9 protein-coding genes are annotated in these 14173 nt (G+C 38.5%); all 9 read right to left on the minus strand.

Annotated features, from left to right (window positions below; all coding sequences use genetic code 11):
* Nucleotides 1–440: 440 nt before the first annotated feature.
* Genes BOQ62_RS13865 through BOQ62_RS13905 form a run of 9 tightly spaced genes read right to left on the minus strand, consistent with a single transcriptional unit; the run spans nt 441 to nt 14109 of the window.
* Nucleotides 441–1628 (minus strand): PepSY-associated TM helix domain-containing protein, encoded by a 1188-nt coding sequence (locus BOQ62_RS13865; RefSeq protein WP_129040384.1) that lies wholly within the window; start codon nt 1626–1628, stop codon nt 441–443.
* A gap of 2 nt (nt 1629–1630) precedes the next feature.
* Nucleotides 1631–4048 carry a TonB-dependent receptor gene (locus BOQ62_RS13870; RefSeq protein WP_129040386.1) on the minus strand — a complete coding sequence of 806 codons (2418 nt, stop codon included), beginning with the start codon at nt 4046–4048 and terminating at the stop codon, nt 1631–1633.
* The gene (locus BOQ62_RS13875; protein WP_129040388.1) at nt 4035–5423 is read right to left on the minus strand and encodes an AMP-binding protein; all 1389 of its coding nucleotides are present in this window, start codon (nt 5421–5423) and stop codon (nt 4035–4037) included. Before BOQ62_RS13875 ends, BOQ62_RS13870 begins: the two co-directional genes overlap by 14 nt.
* Nucleotides 5424–5427: 4 nt before the next feature.
* Complete coding sequence (locus BOQ62_RS13880; RefSeq protein WP_047374822.1) at nt 5428–5673, minus strand: acyl carrier protein; 246 nt, start codon at nt 5671–5673, stop codon at nt 5428–5430.
* A gap of 1 nt (nt 5674) precedes the next feature.
* Entirely contained in the window at nt 5675–7078 is a 1404-nt protein-coding gene (locus BOQ62_RS13885) for an MATE family efflux transporter (protein WP_129040390.1), read from the minus strand.
* Complete coding sequence (locus BOQ62_RS13890; protein ID WP_129040391.1) at nt 7075–8886, minus strand: IucA/IucC family protein; 1812 nt, start codon at nt 8884–8886, stop codon at nt 7075–7077. Before BOQ62_RS13890 ends, BOQ62_RS13885 begins: the two co-directional genes overlap by 4 nt.
* A gap of 7 nt (nt 8887–8893) precedes the next feature.
* Entirely contained in the window at nt 8894–10210 is a 1317-nt protein-coding gene (locus tag BOQ62_RS13895) for a lysine N(6)-hydroxylase/L-ornithine N(5)-oxygenase family protein (RefSeq protein ID WP_129040393.1), read from the minus strand.
* Nucleotides 10203–12611, minus strand: a complete 2409-nt coding sequence (locus BOQ62_RS13900; RefSeq protein ID WP_129040395.1) for a GNAT family N-acetyltransferase — start codon at nt 12609–12611, stop codon at nt 10203–10205. Before BOQ62_RS13900 ends, BOQ62_RS13895 begins: the two co-directional genes overlap by 8 nt.
* Nucleotides 12583–14109, minus strand: coding sequence for a pyridoxal phosphate-dependent decarboxylase family protein (locus BOQ62_RS13905; protein ID WP_129040396.1), 1527 nt, complete (start codon nt 14107–14109; stop codon nt 12583–12585). The genes BOQ62_RS13900 and BOQ62_RS13905 overlap by 29 nt, the downstream gene beginning before the upstream one ends.
* Nucleotides 14110–14173: the final 64 nt, after the last annotated feature.

The following is a 14173-nucleotide window of genomic DNA, read 5'->3' on the forward strand; positions in this document are numbered from 1 at the left end:
ACCTTTGGCGCTTAATGATTCACCCTGTTTCTTGTGGATTAATTAATACTATAAAGTTAATTTACGTAATTCAAAAAACTTTATAATACAAACTAAAGGGCGCAAGTAAGATTATAATAGTTTGTTTTTAAGGCGCGAGGATTTTATCTCTGATAAAATTGATTGAGAATATTTAAAAATAGAAATTGTATAGCATTCTACATAATTGTTTTTAACCACAAAAGGCACAAAAGTCTTGATCACTTACAATTTTTAAGAGCCTGCTTTAGGTTTAATAAGTACACATGAGTTTTTAGAAAATCTTTGATTTTTATCTTATATGAACTTTTCTACATCTTCGTTTTCAACTTAATTAAGTGAACCAATGTATTTTTAAAATAAAAGCTTTTGTGACTTTTGTGGTTTAAAAAAGAGTAAAAGCCCCTTTCCAGAGGCTTTTATTAATGTTGAGAAGGAAAAACTACTTTGTTTTTCTTATGTTTCGGTTTCTTCTTTTTCTTATTCAAATAGATAATAAAACCGGTAATCGGGAGTGACAGTGCAATAATTGCTGCCAGAAAATAAATAATTCTGGTGGTCAGTCCCAGAATACTTCCGGTGTGAAGATCATAATTTCTTTCTCTTAATGCGGTTCCATATCCGATATTTTTGTTTTTATAAGATTGAGATTTTAAAATATCTCCTGAATATTGATCAAAATTAAAATGTTCATTCCTGTATTGCCTTCCGTCATAAGTCAGCTCAGCATAATAGGTTCCTTCTTCCGATCTAGGAAAATTAACCAGTGCTGATTTCTTATCTTTCAATCCTTTTTCCATGGTATTTCCGATCAGATTGAGAATATTTTCCCGGTTTGAGAATTCTTCGGAAGGAATTGTGCTTTTGGCTTTCTTTTCTGTGGGCGTATTTCCGTTCAGCGTGTTCTTTACCCATTTGTCTACATCTTCAAAGCTCCATATCAATGCAGAATAAGAGATTAAAAGTAAAGGAATGATGGCATAGAATCCCAGCACATTGTGAGCATCATAGTTAATCCTTTTCCAATTGGCAGATGTTTTAATGAAAAACATTCCTTTCAGCATGGCTTTACTCATTTTTCGGGGATACCATATCACAAGCCCCGATAAAAGAATTACTGCAAATATTAATGTAGAATAACCGGTAATCGCTTTTCCGATTTTTTCGCCCAATAGAAGTCTTCGGTGAAGATCCAGTACAATTTCGAAGAAGTCTTTTTTGGCATCTTCTACTTCCTGTACTTTTCCGGTGTAAGGATCAATATAAATTCGATAATAATAAAGATAAGTTCCCCAATACGTCCATGCTTCGTTATCCATTTTTAAGGTACGAAACACATAGGTTCGTGAGGGATCAGAAGGCATGATTACTCTTTTGACTTTCAAATCTTTTGGAAGTGCTTTTTCTGCTTTTTCCGTAAGTTCAGCCAATGAAAGTTTGTTTCTTCCGATGTTTTCAACGTAATATCTGTGGGGGTGAACAAGGTGTTTTAATTCTTCTTCAAAAGCCAGGATACATCCCGTAGCGGCCATAATAACAACTATAAGCCCGGACGTTAGTCCGAGCCATAGATGTAACTGATATGCAATTTTTCTAAACTTTAACTTCATTCTTAAAATTTAAAGCTTACCTCAGCAACAAAATTACGAGGCATCTGAGCGACTACCACTCCCTGCCCGGCAAAATATTGTACATTGCCCAGGTTATTCATTTTAAATCCTAATCTGTATCTTTCTTTTTCAAGAGAGATGGAAGCGTTCACTAAAGTATAGGCTGGGAATGCAAATTGTCCGGTAACAGTTTTATTTCCGGTAATCTGTTTTCCAACACGGTTTACTCCGAAACCTACACCAAGTCCCTGAAGTCCTTTGATTGGAAGGATATAACTGATCCATGAATTGAATACATTCGCAGGACCTGCAGACTCAGGACGACGCCCGTCTACAGCTGGATCTGCTTTTTCATATCGGCTGTGGTTATAGCTATATCCGGCCATAATGTTTAATCCCTGAACAGGATTCATAATGGTTTCAATTTCAATACCTTTACTTCTCTGTTTTCCATCCTGAACAACAATATTATACTCTTTTCCGTCACGGATTACGCCGCTTCCTCTCTGAATGTTGTCCACAAGGATATCGTAGTATCCAACGGTGAAATTAATTTTGTTTCTCCAAAGATTTCCTTTGATTCCTACTTCCCACTGATTCGCCATCTGAGGTTTCATTTCTCCGCTAATGTCCGGAAGCTGCTGTGCAACAGGTGCTGTATAGCTGAAACCGTTCATATAGTTACCATAGGCAGATAACTGATCTTTAAGGATTTGGTATACGATTCCCACTTTTGGAGACCATGCAGTCTGATTAAAATCTCCGGTTCTTGTATTGTTATTCAGGTTAAGCTGTCCTTTACTTTCGTAGTGATCCATACGTAAGCTTAAAAGCGTGATCAAACGGTCTGTAATATAAGTAACGTTTGAAATATAGGCTCCATAAAGGTTTGATGCAGAATTATTTCTCACCAAAGGAGCTGTAGAAGTCTGGATTTTCTGCAGGACAAGATCTCTGGTGATGTTAGCATAACCTGCTAAAGTTTGCCCGTTGATGTTGTCATACACCACAATTGGGGAATGGTTGTTATTGATGGTTTGATTTAAATAATCTAATCCGATCAACACTTTATTTTTTATGCTTCCGATTTTAAATTCTCCATTAAAGTTCTGCTGAATACTTGTAGAAGAAGCCTCTGAGTTCTGCCACTGTACGTTACGTTCCAGCGTAGCATCATTTGCAGTTCCTCTGATGAACTGATATTGATACAATCCTTCCGTTTTTCTGAAGTTTCTTGAAAGTAAGGTTTGTGACGTCCATTTATCTGAAATTTTGTAATTCGCCTCCGCTTTTACGTTGATAGATGGTGCTTTTAAAGTAATATCATTATTGGAATACGATTTTTTCCAGTCGAAGCCCAGTTCGTCCGGATTATGGGCGAAGTAAGGTCTTGTTCTCGCAAGGAAAATAATCGGAGTATTGGTTCCTTCATAATTATAAATCTGAGCTCCCAGGTTAAATTTCAATCTTTCATTAACCTGATAGCTTATCGTAGGTGCTACAAAGAATGATTTTCTGAATTCAGAATCTCTGAATCCGTTCTGATACTGATAAGCCGCATTTAAACGGAATAACATATTTCTGGATTCTGTAATCGGGCCGTACACATCAGCGGTTACACGGTTCAGGTTGTAGCTTCCCATCAGATAAGAAGCCTCTCCTCCGAAATAGTCTTTCGGTTTTTTGGTAACAGCATTAATCAAACCTCCAAAGGAAGTTACAGCACCTCCGTACAATGTTCCTGAAGGACCTTTAATCACTTCCAGACGCTCAAGGTCAGCAGGATCTATCTCTCCGTTGGTGGTTGCTGGTACTCCGTCTACCATAGATACTTTCGTAGGGAAACCTCTAAGGCTGTAGTAGAAACTTCCATCTCCTGAACCTCTTCCCGGGCTTCCCTGCATTTTTACCATACCCGGAACGTTTTTCAATACTTCCGAAATATCGTAAGTAAGCTGTTCTTTCATGATCTGTTGGTTGATGCTTGTATAAGCTTGTGGATTTTCAAGCACTTTCAAAGGCATTTTAGCCACTGAAGTACTGTCTTTATCCAAAAATTTATTTCTGCTCACTGCATATACGGTAATACCCTCAATCACATTATTGTGTAAAGGGGCGTAGATCGCAGGGATTTCATAGACATCTTTCTGAATGTGGATGGGTTCCCTCATCAGTTCTATGTCATTTAAAACCACCTGAAGCGTATATTCTCCAGGTGGCACATTTTCAAAGTAATATTCTCCTAAATTATTGGTTTTTGCCTGATAAGACGTGTTGACAAGTCTTAAAATAGCATTTTTTACTGGTGCTTTTTCAGACAGCATGATTTTGCCATGAATTCTGTCGCCCTGCTGTGCAGAAAGCGAATTTGAAGATAAAGCAAGACCAAGAAGTAATATAAGGGTTTTAGATGTTTTCATGCTGTAAGTTTTGTAACAGGGGATAGTTTATTTTACCGTTTTGTGATAATGGGAATGATTCTATAAGTTCTGTGCGTACATATTGCGGGTTGATACGCAGTTTATTTTTAATGGTTTCGGTGATGATCTGAGGATCTATTTCCGGATTGTCATACAATACCACGATTTTTTTATCATTGGCATTCAGACATACGAAAGTATTACCCTGCATTTCATTTTTAAGGATAAATTCTACCTCATCGAGATTAAGACGTATTCCGAAAAGCTTCATGATACGTTTTATTCTTCCGGTGATGTAATAAATTCCGTTTTCACCTTTTCTGGCGGTATCTCCGGTATGCAGTACGGAAGGCTGCTCATAAGTGGCAAGATCCTCCAGTTTATTGGCATAGCCTCCGAAAATACTGACATGAGAAAACAGTAATTCATCCGTTTCAGGATCAATTTTGAAGCTTCCTCTTTCTACCACATTTCCGATTGATGTTTCTTCTTCCAGCAATCCTTCTGTGGTTAGGTAAGCCATTCTGCCTCCTGCTTCCGTTTGTCCGTATTGTGCAAAGAATTCTTTTTTGAATTCATGACAATAAGAGAAAATCGTTTTTCTCAGCTCAGCGTTGATTACTCCTCCGGTATGGGTAAAATACCTCAGGCTTGGAGAGTCTTTTCTGAAGAATCCTATTCTGTTCAGGTTTTCATAAAGAAAAGGAACACCGCCCAAAGTACTGTAGCCGTACTCCTCCATTTCGTCCCAGAATGCTTTCTGCATAATGTCTTTATCTGTACACACGATTCTTCCGGCGCGCATACAGTTGGTCGTGAAAATAGAGAATCCATACACGAAGTTGATCGGTACGTTTAAAGGAACTACATCCGTTCCCTGAATCGGCATGTACTGAAGGATGCTCAACGCATTCTGATAAAGGCTTTCATCAGATAATTTAACCAGTTTCGGAACACCTGTTGTCCCTGAAGTACTCAAAAGGATCTTAATGTCAGGATGAATCGTAACTTCACTCTTATAATCATCCTTTGCAAAGATGCTGATGTTGTCTGAGAATGCTTTCAGAGTATATCCTTCAATGGCTTCTCTTTGCGGATCAAAGATGTATTTCGGACGGTATTCCGCCTCAATACGTTCTTTGAATTCCTCATGCAGTTTCTGTCCCAGTACCGCAATGGTGTGTGCTGTACCATAAAAATTGAGCAGCACTTCAATACTTGACAACTGATTGTCATTGTATAAAAAGAGCAGCCCTTTTTCTACCGGGTTTAAGCCTAAAGACCGGTACAGTGTTCCCACCGGTATTGTTGTACCGGTGGAAGCATCTGTAAACCCCAAGTTCTTGTTGGCAATTACATTTTCTAAAATTTTCATATGCTTAGTTTTCTACGAATACTTCGTATTTTTTCATTTTTTCGCGAATCTTTCCGACGGTTCCCATCTCCAGAATATCGTTAAAATCAAACTTGATCTGATAAAACTGTTCAAGCGCTTCTACGATAAGAAGGTGAGACATAGAATCCCATTCCGGGATTTCCTGATACGTTAGTTTTTCATCTACCAATTCTTTCTTTATTGCAATGGCAGAGGCGATAATTTCATAAAATTCTTCTGTAGTGTTCATTTTAAATTTTTATAGTTTTCCATTTTCCATTTTTAAAAATCATGAGGAATAGTACAGCTAAAACAATTTCTGAAGAAACGATAGCGGTAAATATTCCTCTCAGTTCCCACTGAAACCTTACTCCTAAGAGATAAGCCAGGGGAAGCTGAATCACATAAAACATCACGAGGTACAGTAACGTTACCTGTAATATGTTTCCGGCCGCATTCAGAGCACGGCTGATCACCATGGTGAATCCTAACAGCAGATAAGCCATAGAAACCACATGGATGTATTGAACCGCATATCTTGCAACTTCCGGTTCTGTAGTGAAAAATTTCACCACATATTCTGCAGCAATCTGCCAGAATAGAGCTACGAGTACCAGATACGTCATGTTGATCGTTCCGGCTCTCCAGACAGTTTTTTCAGCACGTTCAGGTTCTCCGGCACCCAGATTCTGACCTGTAAGAACTCCGGCTGCATTTCCTATTCCCCAGGCAGGCATTGTAGCTACGGAAGCAATACGCTGGGCAATAATATATCCTGCAAGCGCTGTAGTTCCGAAAGTGGAGATAATTTTCACCATAATCAGCCAACTGGATGTTGGAATGATATATTGAACCAATCCTCCAAAGGCTATTTTCAGAATCTTTTGCAGCAATGGAATATCAAGCTGTAAAGGAACTCTGATGATGATACTGGTTTTTCCGGACATCAACACGAAAGCCTGATATAAAACGCCTAAAAGCCTTGATAAAACTGTAGCATAAGCCAATCCCATCAATCCAAAAGCAGGAATAAATCCTAATCCGAAAACAAGGATCACTGCAAAAATGATATTGGAAATATGGCAGATCCAAAGTGATTTCATAGCAATATCAGCATCACCAGCCCCTCTGAAGAGGCCATTCACAGAGAGACGGAGAATCACAAGCCCGATACTCAGGAAGACAAGTCTTGAGAAAGAAACACCTTCAGTCACTGTACTGGCATTGATTCCCAGAAAACCAACGATTTCTGATGCTAAAAAGCAGGAAACCCCACCAATAAGCACTGCAAAAAACAGAGCCAGCAAGATGATGTATTGGGCTGTTCTGCCCATTCCCTCTTTGTCTTTTTCACCTGCTCTTCTGGCGGTAAGGGTTGCTGCTGCAATTCCCAAACCTACTGCAATGGCATAGGCGAAGTTGATGTAGTTATCTGTAATTCCCACAAGCCCCAGAACCTTGTCGCCTAATTTTGCGATAATCAATAGGTTGACACTCACAAAAACAGATTCCATGACAAGTTCCATCACCATGGGAATGGCAAGACTAAAGATGGAACGGTTGATACTTCCGGAAGTCAGTTCAACTTTCTTTCCGGCTATGGTTCCATACGTAAAAACCGCTCCTTCTTTTAGTATATGCAGGAATTTCCTCATACTGCTGCTACTGAATTTTTATTGGCAATCTGATACAGCGGATTAGGCAGTGCTCCGTCTTTTCTCGGAATGGCAAATGCCTTGTTTTCACTGTAACCGTTATTTTTCAGGCGTAGGCTGTTGATATAGAATCTTTTAAATGCCGGCACATACAGGTCATACTTTTCGTATCTTTCCTGAAGGTGGGTATTCTCAGCTTTATAATTTTCTACACAGTTGTGAACCAGTTCCCAGAATGTTTCTTCATTAAAGTTGGAATACGTATGCAGCGCATTCGACAGATATCTGAAAAAGGCATCAAAAACTCCAAGCAAAATAAACAACGGGATATTTTCTTTGTTGGAAGACTGGATCAAACCGTCCGCAAGGTGTGCAGGAAGCTTTTCTCTGGCTTCTGTGGTAAGTACAATATCATCCACAAAGTCTTTGATTACGATTCTCTTCGGAACTCCGTTTTTCAAAACAACCATAATGTTTTCTCCGTGTGGCGTTACACATAGCGAATGCGTATAATAGATATGCAATAAAGGCGTAAGATAAGCATCAAGATAGCTTTCAATCCATTCTTTGATACTCACACCTGCCTTTTCAGCAAATGCCTGAACCAATGGAACTCCGCTCTCATCTACATAAAGTAAAGAAGCCATGGTAACCATTTGTTCGTCTTCTTTCAAATAATTTTCAGCACTTTCTCTCCATAATGCTCCAAGGAATTCATTGTATTGATATGGTACGCTCGCAATAGCTCCATATTGTGGATGCAGATAGGTGATAGCAGCTTCTTCTCCTAAGAAAATAGTTTCTTTATTCTCCAGATAAGCATCATCTTTAATCAAACCTTTTACCCAATCTGTAATAGCTGGAGCAATTTTCATCTGCTTAGGTGATAATCCTCTGATATTTCCTGTGCTCAGAATAGAAACAGCCGTTTTCAGGTATCTCTTTTTAGGATGATCTACATTGAATAAAGTACGGATACTCTGTTGCGGACTATAGGTATCGCTACCCTCACCCAATTGGATTAAAAGTCCGGAAGCAATATCTCCGGCAAAATGAATCTGAAGCTTATGCTCCCACTGCCATGGATGTACAGGAATAAAGTGATAATCTTCAACAACTTTTCTTTTGTCTAATAACTGCTGCTGAAAATCATTATATAAATCCTCTCCTATTTCTGAACGATAAAACTCATCTCTGTTGATATGTTCCAAAGACTGGAATGACGATCTGCTTTTATGAGATGCCAACCAGATTACTTTTAAATTTTCATCTGCTTCAGGGGCAAATGTTTTCAAATCACGTGGAGAAAAACCTAATCGGCTTTTGTTCACAATTACCCAAGGATGTCCGGTCATATTGTGCTCTACAGTTTGATAATCCGCATCCACAAGCTCTTTTGAAGACATCACTCCTCTTGATAAGATTAAAGCATCACAATACAGCGTATGCAGTAATTCTTCCGTGTATCTTGCAATGGTATAAGGATCTAAGTCAAAAACAGACTGCATTTCCAGGAAGAAAGCTGCTACATCTACAGAAGACAAATCTTCACCGTTTTCTGTTTTTGTAATGCTGTCTTTATCAATATGCCAGTAATCCATCATTCTTTCCTGTCCGCGGAAGCTGTAAACAATATTTTCAACTCCGGTTTCAAGAGTAAAAACAGTATATCCGTTTTTATTTTCAAAGGTTACCACAGGTTTTAGAAGCTCTTCGTGCATCAATTCTGCGATGGTTTTGGCCATTAGGTTTCTGTTGGCCTGATTCCAGTTTTCCTGGCTTACTGTATTTTTTAAGTTGGTGTTCATTTTTTGATTAAATTTTGGCAGTTGGTAAATCAGCATATTTTTCTACATCGAAATCCTGGAAAGCAATTTTCTTTTCAATTTTATAATGCTCTCTTCCAAGAATATCATTGATGATGTAGGAATTACGGTACGCAGCCATTCCAAGATCTGTAGAAATGTAGCTATGGGTATGAACTTCAGCATGAAGCACATAAATTTCTCCTCCGTTGTGGTCTATTGAATAATTTCTGTTAACATCAAACAATCCGCTGGAGTCTCTCTTGATTCTATCCTGAATATTCTTTAAGAATGCAGGTTCGTGGTAACGGTATCCTGTTCCTAAAATCAGATAATCAGCTTCCTGATCATAAGGTACTTCCTGTTCCAGTTGGGTGAATTCAAGATTGATGAAATCCGGATTGCTGTTGTCTACTCTATTCAGCTGGCTGTTAGGGATAATTTTAAGATTAGGATCAGCGTTGTCGATATTCAGATCATAAATAAAATCGTAGATATCATTGATCAGATCGTAATTGATTCCTTTAAACTGAGCTTGCTGTTTGCTTAAAATGGTTTTCCTTGCAGACTCACTCCTGTTGTAGAAATATTCTACATAATCAGGTGAAGTAAGCTCCAGTGTCAACTTAGAATATTCCATAGGGAAAAATCTGTCCGGGCGGGAATACCAACCCAGATGTGTTTCTTCATTCCTGTTTTGAAGAAGGTCATAAAAAACCTCTGCTGAACTCTGGCCAGAACCGATAATTGCTATTTTTTTACCCTGAGACAAAAGCTCTTCTTTTCTGTACAGATAAGAGCTGGTATGAATAACACGTGAATCATCTTTCGGAATGAAAGAAGGAATATGAGGCTGTGTTCCCGTTCCTAAAATCAGTCTTTCCGTTTTGAAAACCGTAATTTCTTTGGTTTTTGTATGAATCGTATTTACATGATATAAACCATCTTCATAAGTAATATCCACTACCTGAGTAGAAAAACGGCATTGTGGAAGCTGTTCAATCACCCATTGGCAGTAACGGTTGTATTCTTTTCTCGGAATGAAAAAATCTTCCCTGATAAAAAACTTATACAGTCTTCCGGTTTCTTTCAGATAATTCAAAAGGCTTAAAGGATTCGTAGGATCAGCCATAGAAACACAGTCGCATAAAAATGGAGTCTGCAGGGTTACATGGTCAATCATCAGTCCCGGGTGCCAGTCGAAACCATCTCTCTGGTCCAGGAAAAGGGTTTTCAGTTCCGAAATTGGATTGGATAATGCGGCAAGTCCCAGATTAAAAGGGCCTATACCTATGCCTATTACATTATATACGGCTTCGTTAGTCATTTTTTGTGATGTTTGTGGTGATTTGTACCTCTTTATTCTGTGGGAATTTTTCCCAGTACCATTCTCTGTAACAGAAGTTCAGATTGGCTTTTTTATGAGGCATTTCTATTACTTTATCTACTTTGAAGCCTACATGGGCTTTATTCATCATAGACGCAAGAGAGTCTACAGATCCTTCTCCTACCATTTTTCCTACCTGTGGCTGTGCAAAAACATAGTCAACCATAGATTGGGTGGATGGAGATACAAATTTCTTTTTAGGATCAATAGGTGCGATGAACTGGTGCGTTCCGTAATCTGTAGGCAACACTTCATAATAATCGCCTACAATATCTCTGCAAGCCCAATACACCTCGATATTACATGATGGTTCATCGTTTCCTGCGATGATATAACTGTGCGCTTCATCACTTGGAAGCATCAGTCTGTAGTAGGTTTCAAGCTCATCTATCGGCCAGTTCATCTGCCAGATTTTTACGGCATGTTCACGTTTGAACCATTCATGAAGCATTTCAAGGTCGTTTTCAAGATCTATAGGACGCATACTCATCGTTACATCCTCTTTCTGGAAATACCTTTTAAAGAAAACTTCTGTTCCCTGTGGATTGATTAGCTGATCCGAGAAGAAATGTTTGTGAAGAAGGTTCGGAACTTTAGCATAAGAAATTGAAGAAGCATTTACGCCTCCATCTACATCAGCAACAGCCGACTGAAGGTTTGATTTTACTGCCCAATATCTTTGATTCAATGCATACTCCGTTAATGATGAAGGTTCAGTTTCATGAAGATTTTCAAATTCCCTGTACAGAATATGGATTAATCTTCTTTCTTTAACCAGACCTGTTTTACCAATTGAAGCAATCAGTGCGCTCAGGTTACTTACCAGAAGATGGTGTGAAACAATATCCAGAAGACGCTCATCTCTGATGAAAAGATCTTCAATTTCAGGATAATCTTTGATCAGGGACTCATATTTTCCTTTGAAACTTTCTTTGATAAGATACCCTTGTCCGTCTCTTACATAAATAGACTCAGGAAGCAATTGATTATCCAGCTGTACAAGCAGATTCTGCTGATGAACTTCAGGAGCCATCCCTAATTGATCGTACAGCCTGTTTAAAGGAGAAAGCAACAGGTTTACATACTTCTCAAACCAGATAATAGTTGCTTTTTCTGCATCTACACCTAATTGATTCGCAACATTTTTAAAGAAGTGCGTCGTAAAATTAAACCCATCTGTAGATTCATCCTGGCAAAGTCTTGCTAACAGAATGACTTTATCTTCATTGGAAAAAGGATTTTCGCGGAGCAGTATATTCAGACTGTCCATATTCTTCCCTTCATAATGAACGCTTAACGTGGAAGGTTCCAGCAATAATTTAAAATTCGGGAAGCTTTGTTCAAATGAAGCTTTTTCATGCTGCCACCATATTGCCGAAGCATACCCTCTGTTGAGATCTTTTAAGCTGTTTGTTCTCACAGAGCCTGTCATTAAAACATGCAGAGAGAATTTCAACATCCAGCTGAAATCAGGATTATACACCGTTCTTATGGAAGATGTTGCATAAAAATCCTCACCCAATGGTCCGATGTGAATAATTTTCCCGGAACCCAACATTTCAGGATATTCTGCTGTTGATAAAAGATACTGTGCCTCCCATGGGTGGCATGGAACTATATAAAAATCATTTATGTTTTCAAAATCGTAGCTTTCCGGTAAGGAAGTCCATTTTTCGAAGATTTCTTTTGCAGAAATTCCTGGAAGAGACTTTTCCGTGATGCAGTCTTTGTGAATCAGGAAATAATCCAGCTGAAATCCTTTTCCGAATTCAGGTCCGTACAACAGCTGTTCTTCCTCAGAGAATCCCATTCTTGATTTGGTGAAAGGATGCAGATTGTGTCCGGCAGGAAGCATTTGTTCAGATTCCAGAAAAGAATAGGTTAATAGCTGATCATCCTGAAGACAAGCTTCTGTTGTCAGTTCCAGATTTCTTTTGCTACTTTGAATTCTTTCCACAAAGTTTCTGAAACCCGTTTCGTTGGTAGTTTCAGAAAGTTCTGTGTAAACCAGTTCAGTAAGCTTTTGATCATTCACTTCAAAAACTTCCTGATTTTGGTGATCTACTGCCCACAAAACAGGTCCGTATTCATGAAAAAGAGTTTCGGAACGATAGGAAACCGGAGCAAATAAAAACAGTCCGCTTTTCTTCATTTCAAATCTCATAAACAATGAATAATCACTGTTCTGAAGAGCCTTTGCTGTAAGAAGATCATATTTCGGAACACCCTGATAGAATTTTCCGTTTCCCAGTTCTCTCAGCATTCCGTTCAACAGAATTCTGAAAGTAATTTCTCTGGCTTTTTCTCCCGTTCTATTTTTCTGAATTAAAGTCTTTTCCATGATTTTTGATTGTGGTGAGAATTTGATGAATGTCTTCTGTAGTCGTAATCGGGTTCAGGAATGTAAACTTCAGATAGAAGTTCCCATCCACTTTCGTACTTGCTACAAGGATTTCTCCGCTGTAGAACAGTTTCATCTTGATGTATTGATTCAAGGCATTCAGATCACTGATTTCCGGATTTACATATCTGAAAACAAGAACACTTAAGTCAGAATCTGAAAGAAGCTCAAAATCTGCATCTTCCGTAATCATTGCAGCAGCATCTTTGGTAAGATCAATCACCGTGTCTGTGTATTCTGCCAATTGTTCTTTCCCCATCATTCTTATGGTAAACCAAAGTTTTAAAGCATCAAATCTTCTCGTACTCTGGGTAATGGATTTATTGATCTGTGCCGGAATTTCTTCTTCGTCCATTTCTTTCGGATTCAGATAATCAGCGTGATGTTTAAGAATCAGGAGTTCTTTTTTGTTTTTAACAATAAAAGCACTGCTGCTGATTGGCTGGAAGAATGATTTGTGGTAATCAATCGTAACAGAGTCTGCTCTTTCAATCCCATTGATCAGATCACGGTACTTTTCACTTAATAATAAAGCACAACCGTAAGCGGCATCTACGTGCATCCAGATGTTATATTGTTCTGCGATATTGGCAATATCATCCAGTGGATCAATATTTCCAAAGTCTGTAGTTCCTGCGGTAGCTACAATTCCAATAGGAATGTTTCCTAACTGCTCTTCTCTCTTAATGTATTTTTTCAAAAGAGAAATATCCATACGGAAACGGTCATCTGTAGGTACTTTAACAATACTTTTCTCACCCAGTCCCATAATGGAAGCGTTTTTAAGATTGCTGAAATGAGATTTATCTGAAACAAATATTCTGAAACGGCTTGCCTCCACTGGCAGACCATCCATTTTAATGTTGTGATTATATCTTTTCTGAGAAAAACAGTCACGCATCATGACCAATCCCATTAAGTTACTCTGCGAGCCCCCCGCAGTGAAAACACCATCGCTTTCATTTGTATTATATCCGATCTGACCGGCAGTCCAGTCGATCAGTTTTCTTTCCATAAAGGTTCCCCCAGCACTCTGATCATAAGTATCCTGTGAAGAATTGATGGCACTTACAAGAATTTCTCCTGCCAATGCCGGAATGACTACGGGACAGTTAAGGTGAGCTACATATTGTGGAAGGTGAAAAGCTGTGGCATGTTTTACATAAATATCATCTACTTCTGCCAAAAGCTCATTATAATTAGAAAGTTTTTGATTAAGATCAATCTGTTGTACCATTCCTTTCATTGTTTTGGCTTCGATACCACTGAAAGGCTTGTTGTTTCTGTGAAGAAATTCCTGAACCAGGTCTAAAGTACTATTGACAGCATTACGATAATGATCATAATTGTCAGGATGAAAAATATTCCCAAAATTCCCCGAAATGTGAGGTGAAGTGGTGCTTGCGAGCTCTTCTAGGGATATTAAATTGTTGTTCATAAAAGTTTTGTAATGTGATTTTTTAAATCTGTGAGTTGTTGTGGTTTTTTCGATATATTGTTGT

The organism is Chryseobacterium sp. CH21 (assembly GCF_004119445.1).
GTDB lineage: Bacteria > Bacteroidota > Bacteroidia > Flavobacteriales > Weeksellaceae > Chryseobacterium.